Here is a 24935-nt window from a genome sequence, read left to right as displayed (position 1 = left end):
GGGAACTGGCGGAATGCCTTATTTCTGCGGCTGGATCACGACCTTGCCGGTGACCTTGCGCGCAGCCATGTCGTTCAAGGCCTGCGCCGTGTCGGCCAATGCATAGCGCCCGGAGATATGCGGCTTGATCTTGCCTTGTGCCATCCACTCCATCAGCTCGCGCATTGCGGCCAGGTTCGCTTTCGGCTCGCGGCGTGCATATTCGCCCCAAAATACGCCCACCAGCGACGCGCCCTTGAGCAGTGCAAGGTTAAGCGGCAGCTTAGGAATCTCGCCGTTGGCAAAACCGACAACCAGATAGCGGCCGCGCCATCCGATGGAGCGGAATGCCGGCTCGGCATAAATGCCGCCGACCGGGTCATAAATCACATCAGGGCCTTTGCCGTCCGTTGCCGCCTTGATCGCCTCGCGCAGGTCCTGCGTGGTGTAATTGATGGTCGCATCCGCACCGTGCTCGGTACACACGGCGAGCTTTTCGTCGGTCGATGCCGCGGCGATAACGCGCGCGCCCAGTGCCTTGCCTATCTCGATCGCGGCAAGCCCCACGCCGCCTGCGGCTCCCAGCACCAGCATGGTTTCGCCCGCCTTCAACTGGGCCCGGTCGACGACCGCATGATGGGATGTGCCGTAGGTAAGCGTCACTGCCGCTGCTGTGTCGAAGTCCAGTCCCGGCGGCATGGGCATCACCAGCTTAGCCGGCACGGCGATCTGCTGCGCAAAGGCGCCCTGGCTGACAAAGGCCAGGACCTTGTCGCCCGTCTTGACATTGGTTACGCCGTCGCCGACGGCCGTAATGACGCCGGCCAGTTCGCTGCCCGGTGTAAACGGGAGTTCCGGCTTGAACTGGTACTTGTTCTGAATGATGAGCACATCGGGAAAATTCACGCCGGCTGCCTCCACCCGGATGGCAACCTGGCCGGCGGCGGGAATGACATCCGGCAGCTCCTCTACGACCAAGGTATCGGGAAGTCCCCAGCTCTTGCAGAGGATAGCTTTCATGGTGTCTCCTTGTTGTCAATGATGGTAAAAAAGAACGGTCGTTTTATTCTAGGCTTCTGCCGCAAAATGTCAACAAGGTCCCGATGCCATGCTGGAAGACTGGATCGCATCGGGTAAAATTCCGGTATGAAAATTCTCGTTAGTAACGACGACGGTTACCTTGCTCCGGGCATTATCGCGCTTGCAAATGAAATGCAGTCATTTGCCGAGGTGATGGTGGTCGCTCCGGACAGCAACCGGTCCGGCAGTTCCAACTCCCTCTCGCTGGACCGTCCGCTGATGGTTTATCGCGCGGACAACGGCTTCTATTTCGTCAACGGCACGCCATCCGACTGCGTGCACATTGCGCTGACCGGCCTGTCGTTTCGTCCGGATCTGGTCGTTTCGGGAATCAACCAGGGTCAGAACATGGGCGATGATACGCTGTACTCGGGGACGGTGGCTGCGGCCACCGAGGGATACCTGTTCGGCATTCCGGCCATTGCCTTCTCCCAGGTGGAAAAGGGGTGGGCGCATGTGGACTCGGCGGCGCGCATCGCGCGCGAATTCGTGCAGCGCGATCTCGACCTGCTGGGCAAACCCTATCTCCTGAATGTCAACATTCCCAATCTGCCTTACGAGGACATCCGCGGCATGCGCGCAACCCGGCTCGGCAAGCGGCATGAGTCCGAACCTGTGATCAAGACGCTCGACCCCCAGGGCCGCGAAATCTTCTGGATCGGTCCGGCGGGCAGGGCCAAGGATTCGGGCGAGGGCACCGATTTCCATGCGGTCGCCGGCGGCCACGTTTCCGTGACGCCGCTGCAGATCGATCTTACCCACACGGCGCAGCTCGACGTGCTCAAGCGGAGCATGGCATGAGCGGCAAGGACAAGCGTTTCCCGCTGCCCCTTTCTTCCGTGGTCGACAAGGCGGCGGGCAGGGCGCAGCCATCGAGGCCGTTGCCAAGGGTAGCAACGCCCCAAACCGCAACACAGAATGCAACGCTGAATGCCTCGCTCAACCTGAACCGGTCGGCGCCGGTCATCGACGCCGTTCACGGGCGCGGAATTGCGCGCTCCGCTTCGGCCAATCCGCCGCCGGTCGCCCGTCCGGAACCGATGGTGTCGGATGCGGTGCGCTCGGCCATGGTCGCGCGTGTTGCCAAGCAGGGCGTGAAGGATGCCAAGGTGCTGGCCGCAATGGCGGCCGTCCCGCGCCACATGTTCGTCGAACCGGGACTGTCGGGCCAGGCCTACATCGATGCATCGCTGCCGATCGGACATCACCAGACCATTTCCCAGCCTTATATCGTCGCGCGCATGATCGAAGTCATGCGCGCCAATGCCAGCGGCGGCGTGCTCGACAAGGTTCTGGAAATCGGCACCGGCTGCGGCTACCAGGCCGCGGTGCTGTCGCTGGTAGCCAGGGAAGTGTATTCCATCGAGCGCATCAAGCCCTTGCATGAACTGGCCAAGTCCAACCTTCGCCCGCTTCGCATCGCCAATATCCGGCTGCAGTATGGAGATGGTATGCTTGGCCTTCCGCAAGCGGCACCGTTCGACGGCATCATCCTCGCGGCCGCGGGAATGGAAGTGCCGCAGGCGCTTCTGGACCAATTGAGTATCGGCGGACGACTGGTTGCTCCGGTCGGCGCGCAACGGCAGGTACTGCAACTCATAGAGCGCGTCAGCAAGTTCGAGTGGACCAACACCACGCTGGAGGATTGCCATTTCGTTCCCCTGCGTCCTGGCGTCGTCTGACTTCCCGATTTCGATGCAGACCCGTCGCGCGCTGTCGCCAAATGTAAATAGTATGAGAATGAGAACAAAACAATCCCTGTTTATCGCAGCCCTTTCGATTTGGCTCGCCGCGTGTACGACGCCGCACGGCACCGCACCCGTGGTTGACCGGCCGGTCGGACCCAGGGTGGGCGAGGCGCCGAAGCCCGCTGCGCCTCCGCCCGCACAGCAGCAGGCCGCACCCGCGACCCGCGCCGACAACCGTGGTTTCTACACCGTTCGCAGAGGCGATACATTGATCCAGATCGCGCTAGATTTTGGGCAGAACTATCGTGACATCGTTGCATGGAACAACCTTGCCAACCCGAACGACATCAAGGTGGACCAAGTGTTGCGCGTCCTGCCGCCGGACGGCGCGCCGCAGACCGGGAGCGTTGCCTCCGCGCCGGGTACGGAGGTTCGTCCGCTGACGCCGCCCCAGTCCGCAGCCGGCGCAGTACCCAACAAGTCGGGACCGCGCGGCGACAAGCGGCCGTACTCCGACGGAATTCTTGCGGAACTGCAGAAACCGGATTCGGCCGTTGCCGCGCCTGCGGCACCCGCCGCCGGAACGCCTCCGCGCGCGGAAGCGCCGAAAGCCGTGGACAAGACTCCTGAACCCGGGCCCTCGGGCGATGATGAAAACATCGCATGGATCTGGCCTGCGGAAGGCAGGGTCATTTCCCATTTCAGCGAAGGAAAAAGAGGCATCGATATTGCCGGAAAGATGGGGCAGCCGGTTGTAGCGGCGGGGTCGGGCAAAGTGCTGTATGCTGGCAGTGGCATTCGGGGTTACGGTAATCTTGTCATCGTCAAGCACTCCAACAACTTGTTATCCGCTTACGCGCATAACAAAACCATCTTTGTGAAAGAAGATCAAAATGTCACCAAGGGTCAGAAGATTGCCGAGATGGGAAATTCTGATACCGACGAGGTAAAGCTGCATTTCGAGATACGTCAGCAAGGAAAGCCGGTCGATCCGTCAAAATTTCTTCCAAGCCGCTAAATGAATCGCACTCCTCACGATCCCATGGATGACGACGCTTCTTCGGATGGCCTGTCCGAAGACATGCCGCTCAACGTCGCAGATGATGCCGACGAACTGATCGACGATACAGAACGTGGGGAGGAGGCCATCGCACCGGCGGCGGATCCCGTTGACGAGTTGAAAACGGTGCTGGCGGCCGAACTGTCAACCGACACGACGCAGCACTATCTCAACCAGATCGGGGCTAGGCCGCTGCTGACGGTCGCGGAAGAAGTGCATTACGCAACGCTCGCCAAGCAGGGAAATTTCGAAGCGCGGCAGAAGATGATCGAGCACAATCTGCGGCTGGTCGTCTCGATTGCCAAGCATTACATCAACCGCGGGGTTGTGCTGCTCGACCTGATCGAGGAAGGCAATCTCGGCTTGATGCGCGCGATCGATAAATTCGAACCCGAGCGCGGTTTCCGTTTTTCCACCTATGCCACCTGGTGGATACGCCAGAGCATCGAACGCGCGATCATGAACCAGGCGCGCACTGTGCGCCTGCCGGTTCACATGGTGCGTGAACTCAACCAAATTCTCAGGGCCAAGTATCACCTCGAGGCGCAGCATCACGACGGCAAGGACGCAACGGCGGAAGATATCGCCCATCTCGTCGACCGTCCCGTGGAAGACGTGCAGGATATCCTCGCGCTGTCGGAGCATGCCACCTCGCTCGACGCTCCGCTCGACAACGACCCGCAGGCCAGCCTGATGGACATGCTGCCGGGTGATGCGGACGACGGTCCGGATTCGCGCGCGGAGCATCACGAAATGATGGGATTGGTGCGGGACTGGCTGAAGAAGCTTCCCGACAAGCAGCGGGTCGTCATCGTTCGACGTTTCGGCCTCGATAACGACGATCCGGCCACGCTGGAAGAACTTGCCGCCGAAATGAGCGTCACCCGCGAGCGGGTGCGCCAGATACAGCAGGAAGCCCTGGTCAAGCTGAAGCGGGCATTGACGGCGCGCGGCGTCGGCAAGGACGCTTTGTTGTGATTCCCGTTCTTGTATTCGACATCGAGACGATTCCCGATGTCGCCGGCTTGCGTGCCTTGAACCCGGAATTCGCCTCGCTGACCGATGCCGAAGTTGCCGCAGCAGCCTTCGCTGCCCGCCGTGAAAAGACGGGATCGGAATTCCTCCAGCATCATTTGCACCGGGTCGCCGCGATTTCCTGCGTTTTTCGCGACGATGACGGCTTCCGCGTCCGCTCGCTTGGCACCCTGGATGACCAGGAGCCGAAGCTGATCCACGACTTCTTCCGCATCATCGACCGTTACACGCCGCAGCTGATTTCCTGGAACGGCGGCGGATTCGACCTGCCTGTTCTGCATTATCGCGCGATGGTGCATGGCGTCTGCGCATCCCGCTACTGGGAAATGGGAGAGGAAGACCGCGATTTCAAATGGAACAATTATCTGAGCCGGTACCACACGCGGCACATGGACCTGATGGACCTGCTGGCGCTGTACACCGGGCGTGCCAATGCGCCTCTCGATGACCTGGCCAAGCTGTGCGGCTTTCCGGGAAAAATGGGCGTCGACGGTTCGCAGGTATGGACGCTGTTCCAGGAAGGGCGCCTCAAGGAAATCCGGGATTATTGCGAGACCGACGTGGTCAACACCTATCTCGTATACTGCCGTTTCCTGCTGATGCGCGGCGTCATGAGCAAGGCCGCTTATGAAGAGGAAATGGCGATGGTGCGCGATGCCTTGGCCCTGCAGGATGGCGAGCACTGGAAGGAATACCTCGCCGCGTGGTAGATTCCACGGTTTTCCATCGATTATCTTGATTTCCACAGCCGAGCCGCGCCTCCCCTTGTCTTTTGCGTAACAGAAGGACGAATGACAGGGGCCGCGCACGTCAGGCGACTACTATTTCCTATGCAACAGAGCACTATTGTTATCGAATCCCTCGACATGGAGGGACGCGGCGTCGGCCACTTGCAAAACGAGGATGGCACGCCTGGGAAGGTCATCTTTGTCGAAGGCGCCTTGCCTGGAGAGCGTGTCAGCTTTCAATCCTTTCGCAAGAAGCCGAAGTGGGAAGCGGCAACCCTGACGGAACTCCATAGCGAATCGGCCTTGCGGGTCGCGCCGAAGTGCACCTATTTCGGCACCTGCGGCGGCTGCGCGATGCAGCATCTGGAGCCCTCGGCGCAGGTGGCGATCAAGCAGCGCGTACTGGAAGACAACCTCTGGCACATCGGTAAGGTAAAGGCGGAACGCATGATGCGGCCGATCTACGGCCCGACCTGGGGCTACCGCTACCGCGCGCGCCTGTCGGTCCGCAATGTGCAGAAGAAGGGGGGCGTACTGGTCGGTTTTCATGAACGCAAATCCTCGTTCATCGCCGACATGAAAACCTGCGAAATCCTGCCGCCGCACGTGTCGGCAATGCTGGTGCCGTTGCGCCGCCTGGTGGAATCGCTTTCGATATTCGATCAGATGCCGCAGATCGAGCTTGCGGTGGGCGCCAGCGTCACGGCACTGGTGATGCGGAACATGGCGCCGCTGACCGCAGACGATGAAGCGAAGCTGCGGGCCTTTGCCGACGAGCATGCTGTCCAGTGGTGGCTGCAGCCGAAGGGGCCGGATACCGTTTATCCGTTTTACCCGACCGATGTGCAGCTTGATTACGTATTGCCGGAGTTCGGCATCACGATGCCTTTCAAGCCGACCGACTTTACCCAGGTAAATCACCATATCAATCGCGTTCTCGTAGGACGCGCGTTGCGCCTGCTCGATGCGCAGCCGGATGAAAGGGTGGCGGACCTGTTTTGCGGGCTTGGCAATTTCACGCTACCGATCGCAACCCAGGTTCGGGAAGTCGTAGGTATCGAAGGCAGCACCGCGCTCACCGAGCGCGCGCTCGCCAACGCCAGGACCAACGGTGTAGATACGAAAACCTCGTTTCATTGCCGCAATCTGTTTGAAGCGACAACCGAGGATTTCATCGCGCTGGGCAAGTTCGATCGCATGCTGATCGATCCGCCGCGAGAGGGAGCGATTGCAGTCTGCCAGGCCATCGTCGGGCTGGGAGAAACCGCACCGGGATTGCGTCCCAAGCGTATTGTCTATGTCTCTTGCAGCCCGTCGACGCTGGCGCGAGACGCCGGCTATCTAGTACACCAGGGTGGATATCGCCTGAGCCATGCAGGAGTGGTGAACATGTTCCCTCATACCGCGCACGTGGAATCGATTGCCGTGTTTGACCTGCCTTGATAATCGAGCCCTCGGCAACGATAGGACATGAAAATAAAAAGCCGACCCGAGGTCGGCTTTTTCTCTGCGCGGGGCCTTTCCATGCCAAGGCGTGGTTCAGTCCCGGCTGCCGCCTGCGAAGCCCAGCAGGGCAAGCAGGTTGCTGAAGATATTGTAGACGTCGAGATAGATGGCCAGCGTTGCCGAAATGTAATTCGTTTCGCCGCCATTGATCACTCGCTGCACATCATGCAGGATGTAGGCAGAAAAAATCACGATCGCCATCACTGAAATTACCAAGTACAGCGCCGTCATCTGCAGGAAAATATTGGCCAGTGCGGCAACGATCAGCACCAGCACGCCTACGAAAAGCCATTTGCCGAGTCCTGAGAAATCGCGCTTGGAGACGGTGGCGATGGTCGCCATCCCCGCGAAAATTGCAGCCGTGCCGCCGAAGGCCATCATGATCAGCGAAGCGCCGTTGGAATAACCGAGGATATGCCCGATCAGGCGAGACAGCATCAGACCCATGAAGAAGGTGAAGCCGAGCAGCACGGCGACGCCTAGTCCTGAATTCTTGGTCTTCTCGATCGCATAAAAGAAACCGAATGCGATTGCAAGGAATGCAACGAAACCGAAAATAGAATTGCCCGCAAAGAATGAAAAATTGAACTGCACTCCAATCCATGCGCCCAGCACCGTGGGAAGCATGGAAATTGCCAGCAGCCAATAGGTATTGCGCAAAACGCGGTTGCGGACGACCAGGGCTTCCCGGCCCGCGGTCGGTGAGTAAGTCTGCTGCAGATGATTATCCATAAAGCCTCCTGAAAAAGGAACACGACCACGATTTGTGTCTGTTAGCAGCATAGCATGCTGATTCAGTGTTTAGGCCACGTGGAACCTATAAAGGTTCTCCCGCATCAAAACGCGCTGCCTGTAGGGAAGCTCTGAGTTCAAATGCTTTCGTGCTAAAATTGAAGGTTAGTTGATTTCTCGATTATTCACCTTAACCCTTTCTTTTTATTGGAGTTTTCACAGATGGCAAATGAACGCACCCTGTCGATCATCAAACCCGACGCTGTAGCGAAGAACGTTATCGGCCAGATTTATACCCGTTTCGAAAACGCCGGCCTGAAAGTCGTCGCAGCCCGCATGGCGCAGCTGTCTCGCGCCGAAGCCGAAGGCTTCTATGCCGTGCACCGCGAGCGTCCGTTCTTCAAGGACCTGGTCGATTTCATGGTTTCCGGTCCGGTGATGATTCAGGTGCTCGAAGGCGATAACGCCATTGCCAAGAACCGTGAACTGATGGGTGCAACCGACCCAAAGAAGGCAGACAAGGGCACCATCCGTGCCGACTTCGCCGACTCCATCGATGCCAACGCGGTCCATGGCTCCGATGCGCCGGAAACAGCCCAGGTCGAAATTTCCTATTTCTTCCCCGCGCTGAACGTTTATTCGCGCTAATTGCAATCCCGTCTGTCCGTGAATCACTATTCTGGACAGACACTATTAATGAAGACTTGTCATGACGGAACTCACCAATCTGCTGGATCTTGATCCTGCGCAACTTATTGCCTACTGCGGCGAGTTGGGTGAAAAACCGTTTCGTGCCAAGCAATTGCAGCGCTGGATACACCAATTCGGCGCCAGCGATTTCGATTCAATGACGGATCTTGCGAAATCCTTGCGTGACAAGCTGAAACTGCATGCAAGGATTTCCGCGCCGGCCGTGATCAGCGATCACACCTCGTCGGACGGAACACGCAAGTGGCTGCTGGACGTAGGGCAGGGTAATGCCGTCGAAACTGTTTTCATTCCCGAGGAAAACCGCGGCACGCTTTGCATTTCCACACAGGCGGGCTGTGCGGTGAACTGCCGTTTCTGCTCGACGGGCAAGCAAGGCTTCAACCGCAACCTGACGGTCGGTGAAATCATCGGCCAGCTCTGGATGGCTGAATTCGAGTTGCGGCGTACCAAGGGCATCGAGCCCGGACCCAAGGGTGAACGCCAGATCACCAATGTCGTGATGATGGGCATGGGCGAACCGCTGCTGAATTTCGAACCCACGGTCACCGCGCTCAAGCTCATGCTCGATGATAATGCCTATGGCCTGTCCCGCCGCCGCGTGACCGTCTCCACCAGCGGCGTCGTGCCGATGATGGACAAGCTGTCCCAGGAATGCCCGGTGGCGCTTGCCGTATCGGTCCACGCATCGAACGATGCTCTGCGCGACGGACTGGTGCCGCTCAACAAGAAATATCCGCTGGCTGAACTGATGGCGGCCTGCCGTCGCTATCTCGAATTCGCACCGCGGGATTTCGTTACCTTTGAATACTGCATGCTCGACGGCGTTAATGACACCGACGCGCATGCGCAGGAATTGATCAATCTGGTGATGCACGGGCCGGAACCGGTTCCCTGCAAATTCAACCTGATTCCATTCAATCCCTTCCCGGAGTCGGGTCTCAAGCGGTCCAACAATGGCCGCATCAAGGCCTTTGCCCAGATCCTGATGGATGCGGGCATCGTCACGACCATTCGCAAGACGCGTGGCGACGACATCGATGCCGCCTGCGGGCAGCTGGCCGGCGAAGTGCAGGACCGCACCCGGGTACAGGAACGTATGCAGAAAATGGCCGAGTACCAGCAAAAGTTCGGCAAGAATTTCGGCCGCATCGTCGAGGTGCCAAGGTGAGTCATCGCAGGACGGGCGCACTGCGCCTGACATTTATTTCCGCCATGGCGTCCCTGGTATTTCTGACCGGTTGCGCCACGACTTCCGGCACTTCGGGGGAACTTCCAACGCTGTCGGACCAGACCGACAACCAGAAGCGCGCGCGCATCCGCTTGCAGCTTGCGGTCGGTTACTACGAGCAACGCCAGATGGCGGTAGCACTCGACGAGATCAAGCAAGCGCTTGCCGCCGACCCGGATTTCGCCGATGCCTACAGCATGCGCGGCCTGATCTATATGGATATGGGCGAGACCCGGCTTGCTGAGGAAAACTTCCTCCAGGCGATCCGGCTCGCGCCGAATACTCCGGATTTTAATAACAACTATGGCTGGTTTCTCTGCCAGAACGGCCGTGAAAAGCAGTCGATCCAGTACTTCGAGGCGGCGCTGAAGAATCGCGCCTACCAGTCGCCGGCCAAGGCCCTGAACAACGCGGGATTCTGCAGCCTCAAGAGCAACGACAAGGTGGCGGCCGAACGGTATTTCTCACAGGCGTTCCAGGTCGATCCCGGTAATCCTTCGACGAACCTCAATCTCGCCCGCCTGTATTTCGAACGCGGCGATTATGAGAGAGCGCGGTTTTACGTTGCCCGGGTCATGAAAGCTGAAGTGATGACAGCCGACGTGCTCTGGCTCGCAATCCGCATTGAGCACCGGCTGGGCGACCGCGCAACCGCGGCCAGCCTTGCCAACCAGCTGCGCCGCCGCCACGCCGGTTCGGCCGAATATGCCGCTTATCAACGTGGAGCCTTCAATGAATGAGCCAGGATTGAACGATCAAGCCATGCCCGGCGATACCGGTAGGGAGCAGCCCGTCCCGGCTTCCCCGGGAGCACGCCTCGCGGCCGGCCGCCAGGAGCGCGGCTGGACGATCGAGCAGGTGGCTGGCCAGCTGAATCTCGCCCCCAGGCAGGTGATTGCCCTCGAGGCGGACGACTATCCGTCACTGCCCGGCATGGCGACGGCGCGCGGGTTCGTGCGGCAGTATGCGAAGCTGCTCAAGATCGATGCAGCACCTCTGCTTGCCTCGCTCGGCGGCGAAACCATGGTGGCGCAGGAGCTTGTGCGTCCGCGCCAGAATCTGTCGACGCCGTTTTCCGAGGCTCGCCTTCCATCGATGAACGCTCGTACGGGCGGTGGTACGGCAAAATGGATCGTCGCAGGTGTCGCGATCGCGGCGATCGGCGCCGTCGTGTTTGCGCTGCAGCAGGGCGTGGATTTTGCAGGCATGTCGCAATCGGCCAGTTCCCAAGTCAGGGATGGCCTGTCCCAGATAAACACGCCATCGGCACCCGATTCCCAGGGTGCATCCACGCCGCCCGCGCCGGATTCCGTATCCGCATCGCCGGAACCCGTCAATGCACAGCCGCCGCTTGATCCGGCTGCAGCCAGCGACCCGCGCAATCCAGCGCAACCCGCGCAATCCACGGCGCAGGGAGCAGCCGACGATTCCCCGGCCCAGCAAAGCGCAAGTCCTGCCGTCCCTGCAACGACAGCGGCCGCAGCCGCACCTTCTACATCGGCATCGCCCGCAGATGGAGCCAATTCCCTGGTGATCCGGGTAAGGCAGGATTCATGGGTCGAAGTCCGGTCCGCTGGTGGCAAGCCGTTGATAGCGCGCGTGGTCAAGGCAGGGGAAACGGAAACTTTCGACGTCACGGATCCTGTCGCCGTCGTCATCGGCAATGCATCCGGTGTCGATGCCACGCTGCGCGGAACCCCGGTCGAACTCAAGGCGCCGGGCAATGGCAACGTCGCCCGCTTAACCCTGAAATAATCATCCCATGTCGACAGCCAATTCTCCTATTGCCTCGGGCCCGATGTCCAAGCGCCGCACCCGCGGAGTGTCCATACGCTATGGCACCCGGGAAGTGCTGGTCGGAGGCCCGGCGCCGGTCGTCGTACAGTCGATGACCAATACCGATACCGCGGATGCCATCGGCACCGCGATCCAGATCAAGGACCTTGCCCGTGCCGGTTCGGAACTCGTGCGCCTCACCGTCAATAATCCCGAAGCCGCCGCCGCGGTGGTCGCGATCCGCGAGCAGCTTGACAGGATGGGCGTCGATGTTCCGCTGGTCGGCGATTTCCACTATAACGGCCACAAGCTGCTGACCGATTTTCCGGAATGCGCGCAGGCATTGTCGAAGTACCGGATCAATCCCGGCAACGTCGGTCAGGGTGCCAAGCGCGATACCCAGTTCGCGCAGATGATCGAGGTGGCCTGCAAATACGACAAGCCGGTCCGCATCGGCGTCAATTGGGGTAGCCTCGACCAGTCCCTGCTGGCCCGCATCATGGATGAAAACGCCGGCCGCGCCGAGCCGTGGACTGCGCAGGCTGTCATGTATGAAGCCCTCGTGACCTCGGCGATCGAAAACGCCCAGCGCGCAGAAGAACTCGGACTGAATGCCGACAAGATCATCCTGTCGTGCAAGGTCTCCGGCGTGCAGGACCTGATCGCGGTATATCGGGAGCTCGCACGCCGCTGCGACTATCCGCTGCACCTCGGATTGACGGAAGCCGGCATGGGCAGCAAGGGCATTGTCGCTTCCACCGCGGCCCTGTCGGTGCTGCTGCAGGAAGGCATCGGCGACACGATCCGCATTTCTCTTACCCCGGAACCCGGCGGCGATCGCACCAAGGAAGTCGTGGTGGCGCAGGAAATCCTGCAAACCATGGGCCTGCGCAAATTCACCCCGATGGTCATTGCCTGTCCAGGTTGCGGCAGGACGACATCCACCGTATTCCAGGAACTCGCCGACAGGATCCAGACTTACCTGCGAGACCAGATGCCGGTCTGGAAAAAGGAATATCCCGGCGTCGAAAACATGAACGTCGCCGTCATGGGCTGCATCGTCAACGGTCCCGGCGAGTCCAAGCATGCCAACATCGGCATCAGTCTTCCCGGCACCGGCGAGTCGCCTGCCGCTCCCGTGTTCGTCGACGGCGAGAAGAAAGTGACTCTGCGCGGCGAGCGCATCGCCGAAGAATTCCAGGCCATCGTCCTGGATTACGTTAAAACCCGTTACGGGAAAAATGCGGTCGCAGCCTGAAGGCGCCGTACACCGAGTAAAAGCATGTCTGAAAATAAAAAAGCTGAAAAAATCGTCGGCGTGAAAGGGATGAACGATATCCTGCCAGCCGATGCGCCCCTGTGGGAGCTGTTCGAAAACACCGTGCAATCGGTACTGAAGAGCTATGGCTTCCAGCAGATCCGCACGCCTATCGTCGAACCGACGGCTCTGTTCGCGCGCGGGCTCGGCGCGGTCACCGATATCGTCGAAAAGGAGATGTATTCCTTCGTCGACTCGATGAACGGCGACCATCTCACCCTGCGTCCGGAAAGTACGGCAGGCGTGGTGCGCGCGGCGCTCGAACACAATCTGACTTACGACGGCCCGAAACGGCTTTGGTATGTCGGCCCCATGTTTCGCCATGAAAGGCCGCAGCGCGGGCGCTATCGCCAGTTTCACCAGGTCGGCGCCGAAGCCATCGGCTTCACCGGGCCGGATATCGACGCCGAGCTGATCATGCTTTGCCAGCGCCTGTGGGACGATCTCGGGCTGGACGGCATCAGGCTGGAGCTCAATTCCATCGGCAATGCCGAAGAGCGCAGCCGCCATCGGGCCGATCTGGTTGCCTATTTCGAGCAGCACAAGGAACTGTTGGATACGGACGCGCAAAGGCGCCTGCACTCCAATCCGCTCCGCATCCTCGATACCAAGAATCCCGTCATGCAGGAGATGGTGAACGGCGCCCCCAAGCTGCTCGACTATCTCGGCGAAGAGTCGCGTGCCCACTTCGAGGGCGTGCAGAGGATCCTGCGCCACAACAGCATCCCCTTTACCATCAATCCACGACTTGTTCGCGGCATGGATTATTACAACCGCACGGTGTTCGAGTGGGTGACCGACCAGCTTGGCTCGCAGGGTACGGTATGCGGAGGCGGGCGTTATGATCCATTGATCGAAATGTTCGGCGGCAAGCCGACGCCGGCGTGCGGCTTCGCGATCGGCGTCGAGCGTCTGCTCGAACTCCTGAAGGCAAACGGTGAACAGTTCACTCCCAACCAGTGCGACGTATATGTCGTGCACCAGGGCGATGAAGCGCAGCTGCAGGCCTTCGTGGTTGCCGAACGCCTGCGCGACGCGGGGCTGGATGTCGTGCTTCATTGCGCGTCCTCCAACGGCGGCGGCAGTTTCAAGGCGCAGATGAAGCGCGCGGATGCCAGCGGAGCAGGTTTCGCCGTCATCATCGGCGAAGACGAAGTGGCCAAATCGGTCGCTTCCGTCAAGAACATGCGGGCCGATGCGGCTGAAGGCAACCAGGTCGCCGTTCCGCTCGAAAACGTTGCCACCTACGTCCTGGACCAGATTGTCAGCGGCGACGAGTGCGACGATCCCGCTCACCATCATCATCATCATTAATCCGAAAGCATCATGGCATACAATCTTGAAGAACAGGAACAGCTGGCGTCGTTGAAGTCCTGGTGGAGCCGGTACGGCAATCTGGTCACATGGATCGTGATCATTGCGCTCGCCGCCTACGCTGCGTGGAGCGGCTGGAATCTGTACCAGCGCAACCAGGCGACCCAGGCCGGGCAGCTGTATGAGGAATTGCAGAAGGGCTTTGCGGCCAAGGACGACCAGAAGGTGCAGCGCGCGGCAAGCGATCTCGAGAGCAAGTTCGGCAAGACAGCCTATGCGCAGATGGGAGCGCTCGCCGCCGCAAAAAGCGCCTTCGATGCCAATGACCTGAAGACCGCGAAATCGCAGCTGCAATGGGTCGTGGAGAACGGCACCGAAGCATACAAGGCGATCGCAAGAATCCGCCTCGCCGGTGTCCTGCTCGACGAGAAGGCGTTCGAGGAAGGCCTGAAGCTGCTCGAGGGTCAATTTCCCGAGCAGTTCGCCGGTGCGGTGGCCGACCGCAAGGGTGATATTCTCGTCGCCCAGACCAAGATCGATGAAGCCCGCGCCGCCTACAAGCTCGCGCTTGAAAAAACCGATGAAAAAAATCCGGCGCGCCAACTCATCCAGCTCAAGCTGGACGCAATCGGCGGCGCAGCCAAGGCTGCCGCATAAAAATTAAAAAAGGGGAATCCATGCATACTGCTGTAAAGCTCACCTATGTCGGACTGATGGCCATGCTGGCGGGATGTTCATCGCTCAATCCGTTTGCCAGCAAGGCGGCGCCGCGCAATCCGCCGGCCGCGCTCGAGAACATTCAGCAGACATTGGAGGTGCGCACTGCATGGACGAGCAGCATCGGCAGCGCAGGCGGGTTCGTGTTTTCGCCAGCCGTCGCTGAGGGCAGTGTCTATGTCGCTGCGGCGGATGGCGCAGTGTCACGCATCGACGCGGCGTCCGGCCGGACGCAATGGCGGATCAATGCGGGCATGCCGCTGACCGCGGGCGTTGGAAGCGACGGCAGCACCGTCGCGGTCGCGGGCGAGAAAGGCATGCTGCTTGCTTTCGATGCGGACGGCAAGCTGCGCTGGAAGGTGCAGGCTTCCAGCGAAATCCTCTCCGCACCCGCCGTGGGGCAAGGCGTGATCGTTGTCAGGAGCGTCGACAACCGGATTGCCGCCTACGAAATCGAGAACGGCAACCGACGCTGGGTGGCGCAGCGCCAGACGCCGCCCCTCACCTTGCGTACCGCGCCCGGCATCGCCATTTTCGGACCGACCGCCTACGTGGCCCTGCCGGGAGGCCGTCTCTCGGCGCTGGCGCTGACCAACGGCGGCGCGCGTTGGGAAGCCGCGGTCGGCGACCCGCGCGGCACGACCGAACTCGAGCGCATCGCCGACTTGTCGGGAACGCCCGTGATCGCCGGACGAGACGTCTGCGCCATCGCCTACCAGGGACGTGTCGCATGCTTCGATGCGACGACCGGCGCGCCGCGCTGGGGCAAGGAGGCATCGAGCGAAGTCGGTGTCGCGGTGGACGAGCGCTCGGTCTATGTGGCGGACGATCGCGGCAACGTGACGGCGCTATCGCGTGAGTCAGGCAGCGGCGCATGGCGCAATCCCAAGCTTGCCTACCGGCGTCTCTCCACGCCCGTCGTCGCCGGACGTTCCGTCGCGGTGGGCGATGGACAGGGATACATTCATTTTCTTTCGCGCGACGACGGTGCCATGCTGGCCCGCGTTGCCACCGATGGCAGCCCGGTAACCGGCACGGCATCCGTAGCCGCTACGACGGCACTTTTCCAAACTCAAGCAGGTACAGTGGTTGCCCTCGCAGCCGAGTAATAAATCAATGAAGCCGGTAATCGCATTAGTAGGCCGACCCAATGTCGGCAAATCCACATTGTTCAACCGGCTTACCCGGTCGCGCGATGCATTGGTCGCCGACCTCCCTGGTCTTACGCGTGACCGACATTACGGCGAAGGCCGGGTCGGCGAGCGTCCGTTTCTGGTCATCGATACCGGAGGTTTCGAGCCGGTCGCCAAAGAGGGGATCATGCATGAAATGGCCAAGCAGACCAAGCAAGCGGTCGCCGAGGCCGACGTCGTGATCTTCATCGTCGACGGCCGCCAGGGCTTGACACCGCATGACAAGACCATCACCGACTTCCTCCGCAAGTCGGGACGCCAGGTCATGCTGGTCGTCAACAAGGCGGAAGGCATGAAATACACTTCTGTCACTGCGGAATTCTATGAACTGGGCCTGGGCGATCCCTATGTCATATCGGCTGCGCACGGTGACGGCGTGGTCGATCTGGTCAACGAGTCGCTCGACCTCGCCTTCGCGCAGCGTCCGCCGGAATCGGAGGCCGAGGTGTCCGCGACCCGCGGCATCAAAATCGCCATCGTCGGACGTCCGAACGTAGGAAAGTCCACACTGGTCAATACGCTGCTCGGCGAGGACCGCGTGATCGCCTTCGACATGCCCGGCACGACGCGCGATTCCATCGAAATCCCGTTCGAGCGCGAGGGCAAGCATTACACGCTGATCGACACCGCGGGCATTCGGCGGCGCGGCAAAGTCTTCGAAGCCATCGAGAAGTTCTCGGTTGTCAAGACCCTTCAATCGATCTCGGAAGCCAACGTCGTCCTATTGCTGCTGGATGCCCAGCAGGATATTTCCGAACAGGATGCCCATATCGCCGGTTTCGTTCTGGAGTCGGGCAGGGCACTGGTGGTTGGCGTTAACAAATGGGACGGCCTCGACAGCGACCGGCGCGACGAGATCAAGATCGACATGGAACGCAAGCTCGCCTTCCTGTTCTTCGCGAAATTCCATTTCATCTCGGCGCTGAAGGGAAGCGGCATTGCTCCGCTGATGAAATCCATCGATTCTGCCTATGCCGCGGCAATGGCGAAGCTCTCGACGCCACGCCTGACGCGCGCCCTCATCGAAGCGGTCGAGCATCAGCAGCCGCGCCGCAAGGGTTCGATCCGGCCGAAGCTGCGGTACGCCCACCAGGGTGGCCAGAATCCGCCGATCGTCGTTATCCATGGCAATGCGCTGGAAGCAATTGACGACAACTACAAGCGCTATCTGGAAAAACACTTTCGTGAAACTTTTTCATTAGTGGGGACTCCATTGCGTATCGAGCTGCGTTCCAGCAAAAATCCCTTCGCAAAGGATCAAAAATAATCTTTTCAGGATGCCTTCACGCTTGGCAAGTGGCGCAAAAGCCGATACAGTCTTAAAGCAATATTATCAGAGAGACACTTGAAATCCACCCAAGCGTCTCCAACTCCACATCACAACAACACCATGGAGCTGTCATGAGCAATAAAGGGCAACTGTTACAAGACCCCTTCCTCAACGCCTTACGTAAAGAGCACGTTCCCGTTTCCATCTACCTCGTGAACGGCATCAAGCTTCAGGGGCACATCGAATCGTTCGACCAGTACGTCGTGCTGCTTCGCAATACCGTCACCCAAATGGTTTACAAGCATGCTATATCGACAGTCGTACCGGCTCGCGCGGTAAACATCAATCTTGAATCTGATTCGGAATAAGAGATCGTTACCACTACCACTCAACTCATGCGCGCTGCACTAGTCGGCGTCGATTTCGGCAAGGGTGACTTTGCCGCTAGTCTGGAAGAGCTTTCACTGCTGTCCAAGTCAGCCGGTGCCGATCCAGCCATCACGATCACAGCAAAACGTTCAAGTCCCGACGCTGCCTTGTTTGTCGGATCCGGCAAGGCAGATGAAATTTCGGAAATCGTTGCCCTCGAGCGCCTGGAACTCGTCATCTTCAATCACGCGTTATCGCCTGCGCAGCAACGCAATCTCGAACGGCATCTCAAGGTGCGTGTCATCGATCGCACCAGTCTTATTCTCGATATCTTTGCCCAACGCGCCCAGAGTCATGAGGGCAAAGTCCAGGTGGAGCTTGCCCAGCTTCAGCATCTTGCAACTCGTCTGATCCGCGGATGGACCCACCTCGAACGGCAAAAAGGCGGTATCGGCTTGCGCGGCCCCGGCGAAACGCAGCTCGAGACCGACCGCCGCCTCCTCGGTGATCGTGTCAAGGCGTTGCGCATCCGGCTGGACAAGCTTCACAAGCAGCGCGAGACGCAGCGCCGCGCACGTGGCCGGAACAATACGTTTTCCGTGTCCCTCGTCGGCTATACGAATGCCGGCAAGTCAACCCTGTTCAATGCGCTGACGAAAGCGCAGGCCTATGCCGCGAACCAGCTCTTCGCGACGTTGGATACCACGTCGCGCCGCATCTATCTGGGCGAGGCAGGCAACGTCGTCATTTCCGACACGGTCGGCTTTATCCGGGAATTGCCGCACCAACTGGTCGCGGCATTCCGTGCCACCCTCGAGGAAACCATCCACGCGGACCTGCTGCTGCATGTTGTAGATGCGGCAAGCCCGGTACGCATGGAGCAGATCGAGCAGGTCAATGACGTACTGGCGGAAATCGGGGCGGATCATATCCCGCAGATTCTTGTTTGGAACAAGATTGATGCAGCTGGGCTAGAACCGGGCGTCGAACGTGATGAATATGATAAAATCCGCCGTGTTTCAATAAGCGCCCAGACCGGCGCCGGCCTTGATCTACTTCGCGAGGCGGTAGCCGAATTCGCAAAAGGGAATGCAGTGGCGCATCTTGACCCACTTCCGGTTCGGGAACAACCCAACGAACCGCGACCGGTGTCTTTTGCCCGAGGCACTCCCGATACCTGAATTGCAAACCATTAACATAAGCCGGATGGCGAGAGAATGCCTATTCCTCTAATCAAAAAAATCGGCCTTAAATTTTCTCTGAATGACCCGAGATGGGGACGGGGGTCACAAGACAACGGCCCAAATCAAAACCAGGATGGAAAACGGCCCAATGACGGTCCACCGGATCTCGATCAGCTATGGCGCGAGTTTAATCAGCGCCTCAATCGCCTATTCGGAAACCGTGGAAACGGTGGCGGCCGCGGCGACGGCAATTACAGTCCTGACATGAAGGGGGCGGGAATCGGTGTCGGCCTGATCGCCATCATCGTTGCCTTCCTGTGGCTGATTAGCGGCTTCTTCATCGTTCAGGAGGGGCAGACCGCCGTCGTCATGACCTTCGGCAAATACAGCCATACCACGCCGGCAGGTTTCAACTGGCGCTGGCCTTATCCGATCCAGAGCCATGAAGTAGTCAACGTTTCACAGGTGAGGACCGTAGAGGTTGGTTACCGGTCGAATGTCAGAAACAAGCAGCCGCGCGAATCGCTGATGCTCACCGATGATGAAAACATCATCGACATCCAGTTCGCCGTCCAGTACAAGCTCAAGAACGCCGCAGAATGGATTTTCAACAATCGCGAGCAGGACGAGATGGTGCGCCAGGTGGCGGAAACTTCGATCCGCGAGATCGTCGGACGCAGCAAGATGGATTTCGTTCTTTACGAAGGCCGCGAGAAAGTCGCTTTTGACGCCAGCCAGTTGATGCAGCAGATCGCGGACCGCTACAAGGCCGGCGTGCAGATCACGAACGTGACAATGCAAGGCGTGCAGCCGCCCGAACAGGTGCAGGCCGCATTCGATGATGCAGTGAAAGCGGGCCAGGACCGGGAACGGCAGAAGAATGAAGGCCAGGCTTATGCCAATGACGTCATTCCCCGGGCGCGTGGTGCCGCATCTCGCCTGCTGCAGGAAGCGGAAGCCTATCGAGCACGCGTACTCGCCAATGCCGAGGGTGATGCATCGCGCTTCAAGCAGGTGCTGGTTGAGTATCAGAAGGCTCCGGCCGTCACGCGCGAGCGCATGTACATTGAAACCATGCAGCAGATTTTCGCAAATACTACCAAGGTCATGGTTGACAGCAAGAATGGCAGCAATCTGCTGTACCTTCCTCTGGACAAGCTGATTTCGCAGGCGGCCGGCGACGCTGCGGCAGGCAGATCCAACGTCGGCACGACAGCGCCGCCGGGCAGCACATCGACAGGAGAGGCATCGCCACCCATGGAACCACAGCGGCAGAGGGACTCGCGTACGAGAGAGAGCCGGGATTTGCGTGATCGGGAGACTCGATAATGAATCGCCTCGTTTCTTATTCGATTGCGGCACTGATACTGCTCTCGGTACTCATGTCCACCTTGTTTGTCGTGGACCAGCGTCAGTATGCGATCGTGTTCGCGCTGGGAGAAGTGAAGAAGGTCATCAGCGAACCGGGACTTCACTTCAAGCTGCCTCCGCCGTTCCAGAACGTTTTGTTTCTCGATAAGCGAATCCTGACGCTCGATACGCCGGAAGCCGACCGCTTCATCACGGCCGAGAAAAAGAATATTCTCGTCGACGCCTATGTGAAATGGCGCATCACCGACCCACGGCTCTATTTCGTCAGTTTTACCGGCGAGGAGCGCCGCGCGCAGGACCGGATGTCGCAGATCATCAAGGCGGCGCTGAACGAGGAAATCACCAAGCGCACGGTGCGTGAAGTGATCTCCGGGGAGCGCGGAAAGGTGATGAATGCCATCCACAAAAAAGTGACCGATGAAGCCAAGCAGATTGGCGTGGAAATCATCGACGTGCGTCTGAAGCGTGTGGACTACGTCGAGCAGATCAACCAGTCGGTCTACGACAGGATGAAGGCCGAACGCGTGCGCGTCGCCAATGAACTGCGTTCCACCGGTGCCGCCGAATCGGAAAAAATCCGGGCCGATGCCGATCGTCAACGCACGGTGATTCTGGCGGAGGCGTATCGCGATGCAGAAGGCATTCGCGGCGAGGGCGATGCCAAGGCAACCCAGGTCTACTCCCAGGCATTCGGCCAGAATCCCGAGTTCTACAAGTTCTATCGCAGTCTTGAAGCTTACCGCTCAAGCTTCAAGAACCGTAGCGACATGATGGTCGTGGATTCCAATTCCGAATTCTTCAGGTATTTCAGGGGTATAGGCAGTGCGGGAGCAGTGGTCGGCGCACCTAGTGCCGCACCGCCTGCGCCGGCCAGGAAATAAAACAGGCGGGCTGCCGGAACGCGCCCGCACGAAAAGAATAATGCCCTCACGAGGCATTATTCTTTTCGCCTTTTTTACCCTGAACGCCAGATGTTGTGCGTTCATGTGCAATGGATGAGAAAATACATGCTTCTCAGCTGCATTACCTGCCCCGCACAACAATAATCGCTGTATAAACGTCGAACACTTTCCGTCCGTACACCTCTTTCCATTTCAATCTTTAGGCACTCCCACGTTCGCCATGCCGAATTGGCTTCTCCCCGAAAACATTGCTGATGTCTTGCCGTCCGAAGCACGCAAGATCGAAGAACTGCGCCGCGTCCTTCTCGACAAGTTCCGTTCCTACGGTTACGAACTGGTGATGCCGCCCATGCTCGAGTACCTCGAATCCCTGCTGACCGGGGCGGGGCAAGACATGGATCTGAAAATTTTCAAACTGGTGGATCAATTGTCGGGACGCACGATGGGAGTGCGCGCCGATATGACCACGCAAGTGGCCCGCATCGATGCTCACCTGCTGAACCGGCGCTCCGTTACCCGGCTCTGCTACGCGGGAAGCGTGTTGCATACGAGGCCGTCGGGTTTGCATGCCACGCGTGAACCGCTGCAGATCGGCGTGGAGATCTACGGGCATGCCGGACTGGAAGCCGATGCTGAAATTCAGGAGCTTCTGCTGGCTTCTCTGAAATTGGCCGGCATCAGCCGTGTCCGGCTCGATTTGTGTCATGTCGGCGTGCTGCGCGCCATTATTGCCGACGATGAAAACGCTAAGAATTGCGATGCGGAGTTGTTTTGCCTGCTGGAATCCAAGGACACGCCAGGCCTGCGCAAGCTGACGTCGGACTTTCTCCCGCAGACGCGCGAAGCGCTGCTCGCCTTGCCTGCGCTTTACGGCGATGCCTCCGTCATCGAGCGCGCGCGCGACGCATTGCCGAAGCTGCCGGAGGTTACGCGCGCGCTGGATGAATTGGACACGCTCGTCCGTCAGGTGGGCAATGCCGATGTGACCGTGGACCTGGCCGACCTGCGCGGCTACCATTATCACAGCGGCGTGATGTTCGGCGCCTATGTGCCAGGTCTGCCGAATGCAGTCGCACGCGGCGGACGCTATGACCATGTCGGCGAGGAATTCGGCCGCGCCCGTCCCGCTACCGGCTTCTCGCTCGACCTGAGAGAACTGGCGCGCCTGCTTCCCGTTGCGGAACGCAAGCGTGCCGTCATGGCGCCCTGGGGAACCGAGCCGGCGCTGCGGCAAAAGATCAACGAATTGCGTGAATCGGGGGAGGTCGTCATCCAGGCCTTGCCGGGACACGAGCACGAGCAGGACGAATTCGACTGCGATCGTGCAGTCGTCTTCAACAATGGAAACTGGATTCTTCAATCACTAGGTTAATAGCATGGCAAAGAATGTCGTTGTCATCGGCACCCAATGGGGCGATGAAGGTAAAGGTAAGATCGTCGATTGGCTGACTGATCACGCACAAGGCGTTGTGCGCTTCCAGGGCGGACACAATGCCGGCCATACGCTGGTCATCGGCGGCCAGAAAACCGCGCTGCAATTGATCCCGTCGGGCATCATGCGCCCCGGCGTCGCATGCTATATCGGCAATGGCGTCGTGCTGTCGGTTCCGGACCTGCTCCGCGAGATCGACAAGTTGCAGGCCAATGGAGTCGAAGTCGCGTCGCGGCTCAAAGTGTCCGAAGCCTGTCCGCTCATTCTTCCTTATCACACCGCGCTGGATGCGGCGCGCGAGACCGCGCGCGGCGCTGCCAAGATCGGCACCACCGGCAAGGGCATCGGCCCGACTTATGAAGACAAAGTGGCGCGCCGCGCCATCCGTGTCGCCGACTTGCTCAATGAAGGTCGTTTCGCAGAAAAGCTGAAGGAAAACCTGGACTATCACAATTTCGTCCTGGCGAATTACCTCAAGGCCGACACCGTCGATTATCAGAAGACACTGGACGATGCCCTGGCCACGGTGCCGCGCATCGCGCCGATGGTGGCCGACGTTTCCAGCGCGCTGTACGCCGCCTATCAGGCCGGCGGAAACCTGCTGTTTGAAGGCGCGCAGGGCAGCCTGCTGGATGTCGATCATGGCACTTACCCGTTTGTTACGTCGAGCAACTGCGTGGCCGGCAATGCGGCGGCAGGTTCGGGCGTTGGCCCCAACATGCTGCATTACATCATGGGCATCACGAAGGCCTATACCACGCGCGTGGGCTCGGGCCCGTTCCCGTCCGAACTGCCGACCGATCAGGGCATTGGCAAGCACCTCGCCAGCGTTGGCCATGAATTCGGTACGGTCACCGGCCGTGCGCGCCGCTGCGGCTGGTTCGACGCGGCGCTGCTGCGCCGTTCCGTGCAGATCAACGGCGTGTCGGGCATGTGCCTCACCAAGCTGGACGTGCTCGATGGCCTGGAGTCGCTGAAGCTTTGCACCGGCTATATGCTCGATGGGAAAAAGATCGATATCTTCCCGGTCGGCGCCGAGGATGCATCGCGCTGCGAACCGATCTACGAGGAAATGCCCGGGTGGAGCGACTCCACCGTCGGCGCGAAATCCCTGGAAGCGCTTCCCGCGACCGCACGCGCCTATATCAAGCGTATCGAAGCACTGGTTGGCGTGCCGGTCCATATGGTTTCCACCGGACCGGATCGTGAGGAAACGATAGTTCTTCATCACCCGTTTGCATGAACCTCAACAGCGAGAAAGAAGACGTGATGTCGAGCGAAAAGGATCTTTGGGTATCTTGGGATGATTACAATCGGGCCGTCGTCGAATTGGCCCGCATGGTGTATGAATCGGGTTGGCAGTTTGACCAGGTGCTATGCCTGGCGCGCGGCGGTCTGCGTCCGGGCGACGTGTTTTCACGTATCTTCGATGTGCCGCTGGCGATCCTGTCGACCAGTTCCTACCGCGAAGAAGCCGGGAAGGTGCAGGGCAGCCTTGATATCGCCAAGCACATCACGATGACGCGCGGAAGCCTATCGGGAAAGGTGCTTCTGCTCGATGACCTGGTCGATTCCGGCGTGACGCTGGAGCGGGTGCAGAGTCATCTTCGGGAAAACTTTCCGGGCATTACTGAAGTCAGGTCGGCCGTCATCTGGTGCAAGGCCTGTTCTTCAGTCCGGCCGGATTACTACCTGCAGTATCTGGCCAACAATCCCTGGATACACCAACCGTTCGAGGAGTACGACAGTCTGCGGCCGAACCAGCTTGCTGCATGGCTGAAGAAGGGCGAGATTGCCTGAGATGGGCGAACTCGCCACTCCATTCATACTCAAAAATGCTGTTACGGGTGTAATGGGGCAGAAGTCGACGTAGTAAAAAGCAAAAGCCCGTTGCGTTGCGAACGGGCTTTTCGTTTTCGCTTGCACAAGCAACCTTTTGAAGCGGGCGACTTGCCGGGACCGATTGCCAACCTGACTGTTCCGGTAAGGGCGATTGCGGCGGGTATGCGAGGCTGGCGTGGTCGTCATGACACCTTGGTGCCGGACAAGCGTTCCACGCAACTTTGGATGAGGTGGAAATGGAAGCGGAGCAGGACAAAAATGCGGGGAAAAGAAAAAGGCCCGCCGAAGCGAGCCTTTTTCTATCAACNCGCAACTTTGGATGAGGTGGAAATGGAAGCGGAGCAGGACAAAAATGCGGGGAAAAGAAAAAGGCCCGCCGAAGCGAGCCTTTTTCTATCAACCTGGTGCCCAGAAGAGGACTCGAACCTCCACAGTGTTGCCACCGCTAGGACCTGAACCTAGTGCGTCTACCAATTCCGCCATCTGGGCTGCGAAAGACC

At 59.4% G+C, this 24935-nt stretch carries 24 protein-coding genes and 1 tRNA gene; 22 read left to right on the top strand and 3 right to left on the bottom strand.

What is annotated here, in order from left to right; all coding sequences use genetic code 11:
- Window positions 1–18 precede the first annotated feature (18 nt).
- A complete protein-coding gene (locus RY831_RS19975) occupies window positions 19–999 on the bottom strand; it encodes an NADPH:quinone oxidoreductase family protein (protein ID WP_326508139.1) in 981 nt (326 codons plus the stop codon).
- Between the two features lie 126 nt (window positions 1000–1125).
- Here RY831_RS19975 and surE point away from each other — a divergent pair, with 126 nt between their 5' ends.
- The 6 genes from surE to rlmD all read left to right on the top strand — a co-directional run bounded on the left by surE (window position 1126) and on the right by rlmD (window position 7013).
- The gene (gene surE / locus RY831_RS19970) at window positions 1126–1860 is read left to right on the top strand and encodes a 5'/3'-nucleotidase SurE (RefSeq protein ID WP_326508138.1); all 735 of its coding nucleotides are present in this window, start codon (window positions 1126–1128) and stop codon (window positions 1858–1860) included.
- Window positions 1857–2741 (top strand): protein-L-isoaspartate(D-aspartate) O-methyltransferase, encoded by an 885-nt coding sequence (locus RY831_RS19965; RefSeq protein WP_326508137.1) that lies wholly within the window; start codon window positions 1857–1859, stop codon window positions 2739–2741. The genes surE and RY831_RS19965 overlap by 4 nt, the downstream gene beginning before the upstream one ends.
- Window positions 2742–2799: 58 nt before the next feature.
- Window positions 2800–3765, top strand: coding sequence for a peptidoglycan DD-metalloendopeptidase family protein (locus RY831_RS19960; RefSeq protein ID WP_326508136.1), 966 nt, complete (start codon window positions 2800–2802; stop codon window positions 3763–3765).
- The gene (gene rpoS, locus RY831_RS19955) at window positions 3766–4785 is read left to right on the top strand and encodes an RNA polymerase sigma factor RpoS (RefSeq protein ID WP_326508135.1); all 1020 of its coding nucleotides are present in this window, start codon (window positions 3766–3768) and stop codon (window positions 4783–4785) included.
- On the top strand, window positions 4782–5552 hold the full coding sequence (locus RY831_RS19950) for a 3'-5' exonuclease (protein ID WP_326508134.1): 771 nt from the start codon (window positions 4782–4784) through the stop codon (window positions 5550–5552). Before rpoS ends, RY831_RS19950 begins: the two co-directional genes overlap by 4 nt.
- A 120-nt stretch (window positions 5553–5672) precedes the next feature.
- Window positions 5673–7013 (top strand): 23S rRNA (uracil(1939)-C(5))-methyltransferase RlmD, encoded by a 1341-nt coding sequence (gene rlmD, locus RY831_RS19945; protein ID WP_326508133.1) that lies wholly within the window; start codon window positions 5673–5675, stop codon window positions 7011–7013.
- Window positions 7014–7109: 96 nt separating this feature from the next.
- Here rlmD and RY831_RS19940 read toward each other — a convergent pair whose 3' ends face one another.
- Complete coding sequence (locus RY831_RS19940) at window positions 7110–7808, bottom strand: Bax inhibitor-1/YccA family protein (RefSeq protein WP_326508132.1); 699 nt, start codon at window positions 7806–7808, stop codon at window positions 7110–7112.
- Window positions 7809–8030: 222 nt separating this feature from the next.
- Between RY831_RS19940 and ndk the strand changes: the two genes are divergently transcribed.
- The 16 genes from ndk (at window position 8031) to RY831_RS19860 (ending at window position 24393) form a co-directional block, all read left to right on the top strand.
- On the top strand, window positions 8031–8456 hold the full coding sequence (ndk, locus tag RY831_RS19935) for a nucleoside-diphosphate kinase (RefSeq protein ID WP_326508131.1): 426 nt from the start codon (window positions 8031–8033) through the stop codon (window positions 8454–8456).
- A gap of 61 nt (window positions 8457–8517) precedes the next feature.
- Window positions 8518–9687 (top strand): dual-specificity RNA methyltransferase RlmN, encoded by a 1170-nt coding sequence (gene rlmN / locus RY831_RS19930; protein ID WP_326508130.1) that lies wholly within the window; start codon window positions 8518–8520, stop codon window positions 9685–9687.
- 44 nt (window positions 9688–9731) lie between these two features.
- Window positions 9732–10487 carry a type IV pilus biogenesis/stability protein PilW gene (pilW, locus tag RY831_RS19925; protein ID WP_326508156.1) on the top strand — a complete coding sequence of 252 codons (756 nt, stop codon included), beginning with the start codon at window positions 9732–9734 and terminating at the stop codon, window positions 10485–10487.
- On the top strand, window positions 10480–11502 hold the full coding sequence (locus tag RY831_RS19920) for a RodZ domain-containing protein (RefSeq protein ID WP_326508129.1): 1023 nt from the start codon (window positions 10480–10482) through the stop codon (window positions 11500–11502). The genes pilW and RY831_RS19920 overlap by 8 nt, the downstream gene beginning before the upstream one ends.
- A 7-nt stretch (window positions 11503–11509) precedes the next feature.
- Entirely contained in the window at window positions 11510–12781 is a 1272-nt protein-coding gene (gene ispG, locus RY831_RS19915) for a flavodoxin-dependent (E)-4-hydroxy-3-methylbut-2-enyl-diphosphate synthase (RefSeq protein WP_326508128.1), read from the top strand.
- Window positions 12782–12805: 24 nt separating this feature from the next.
- Window positions 12806–14155 (top strand): histidine--tRNA ligase, encoded by a 1350-nt coding sequence (gene hisS, locus RY831_RS19910; RefSeq protein ID WP_326508127.1) that lies wholly within the window; start codon window positions 12806–12808, stop codon window positions 14153–14155.
- Between the two features lie 12 nt (window positions 14156–14167).
- Window positions 14168–14812, top strand: a complete 645-nt coding sequence (locus RY831_RS19905; RefSeq protein WP_326508126.1) for a YfgM family protein — start codon at window positions 14168–14170, stop codon at window positions 14810–14812.
- Between the two features lie 20 nt (window positions 14813–14832).
- Entirely contained in the window at window positions 14833–15981 is a 1149-nt protein-coding gene (bamB, locus tag RY831_RS19900; RefSeq protein ID WP_326508125.1) for an outer membrane protein assembly factor BamB, read from the top strand.
- Between the two features lie 7 nt (window positions 15982–15988).
- Window positions 15989–17332: a ribosome biogenesis GTPase Der gene (gene der / locus RY831_RS19895; protein WP_326508124.1), complete on the top strand. Its 1344-nt coding sequence runs from the start codon at window positions 15989–15991 to the stop codon at window positions 17330–17332.
- Between the two features lie 134 nt (window positions 17333–17466).
- The gene (gene hfq, locus RY831_RS19890; RefSeq protein WP_151636316.1) at window positions 17467–17703 is read left to right on the top strand and encodes an RNA chaperone Hfq; all 237 of its coding nucleotides are present in this window, start codon (window positions 17467–17469) and stop codon (window positions 17701–17703) included.
- 27 nt (window positions 17704–17730) lie between these two features.
- Entirely contained in the window at window positions 17731–18885 is a 1155-nt protein-coding gene (hflX, locus tag RY831_RS19885; RefSeq protein WP_437126296.1) for a GTPase HflX, read from the top strand.
- A gap of 36 nt (window positions 18886–18921) precedes the next feature.
- Window positions 18922–20217, top strand: coding sequence for an FtsH protease activity modulator HflK (gene hflK / locus RY831_RS19880; RefSeq protein ID WP_326508123.1), 1296 nt, complete (start codon window positions 18922–18924; stop codon window positions 20215–20217).
- A complete protein-coding gene (hflC, locus tag RY831_RS19875) occupies window positions 20217–21140 on the top strand; it encodes a protease modulator HflC (protein WP_326508122.1) in 924 nt (307 codons plus the stop codon). Before hflK ends, hflC begins: the two co-directional genes overlap by 1 nt.
- A 241-nt stretch (window positions 21141–21381) precedes the next feature.
- Entirely contained in the window at window positions 21382–22533 is a 1152-nt protein-coding gene (locus RY831_RS19870; protein WP_326508121.1) for an ATP phosphoribosyltransferase regulatory subunit, read from the top strand.
- Between the two features lie 4 nt (window positions 22534–22537).
- Complete coding sequence (locus RY831_RS19865) at window positions 22538–23836, top strand: adenylosuccinate synthase (protein WP_326508120.1); 1299 nt, start codon at window positions 22538–22540, stop codon at window positions 23834–23836.
- The gene (locus RY831_RS19860; RefSeq protein WP_326508119.1) at window positions 23833–24393 is read left to right on the top strand and encodes a phosphoribosyltransferase; all 561 of its coding nucleotides are present in this window, start codon (window positions 23833–23835) and stop codon (window positions 24391–24393) included. Before RY831_RS19865 ends, RY831_RS19860 begins: the two co-directional genes overlap by 4 nt.
- A gap of 444 nt (window positions 24394–24837) precedes the next feature.
- On the opposite strand, the gene RY831_RS19855 is transcribed toward RY831_RS19860, so the two are convergent.
- Window positions 24838–24924, bottom strand: a tRNA-Leu gene (locus RY831_RS19855).
- Between the last annotated feature and the right edge of the window lie 11 nt (window positions 24925–24935).

The organism is Noviherbaspirillum album (assembly GCF_035916955.1).
GTDB classification, from domain to species: Bacteria; Pseudomonadota; Gammaproteobacteria; order Burkholderiales; family Burkholderiaceae_D; genus Noviherbaspirillum; species Noviherbaspirillum album.
The sequence above is the reverse complement of the archived record's forward strand: the minus strand, read 5'-3'. Positions and strand labels throughout refer to the sequence as shown.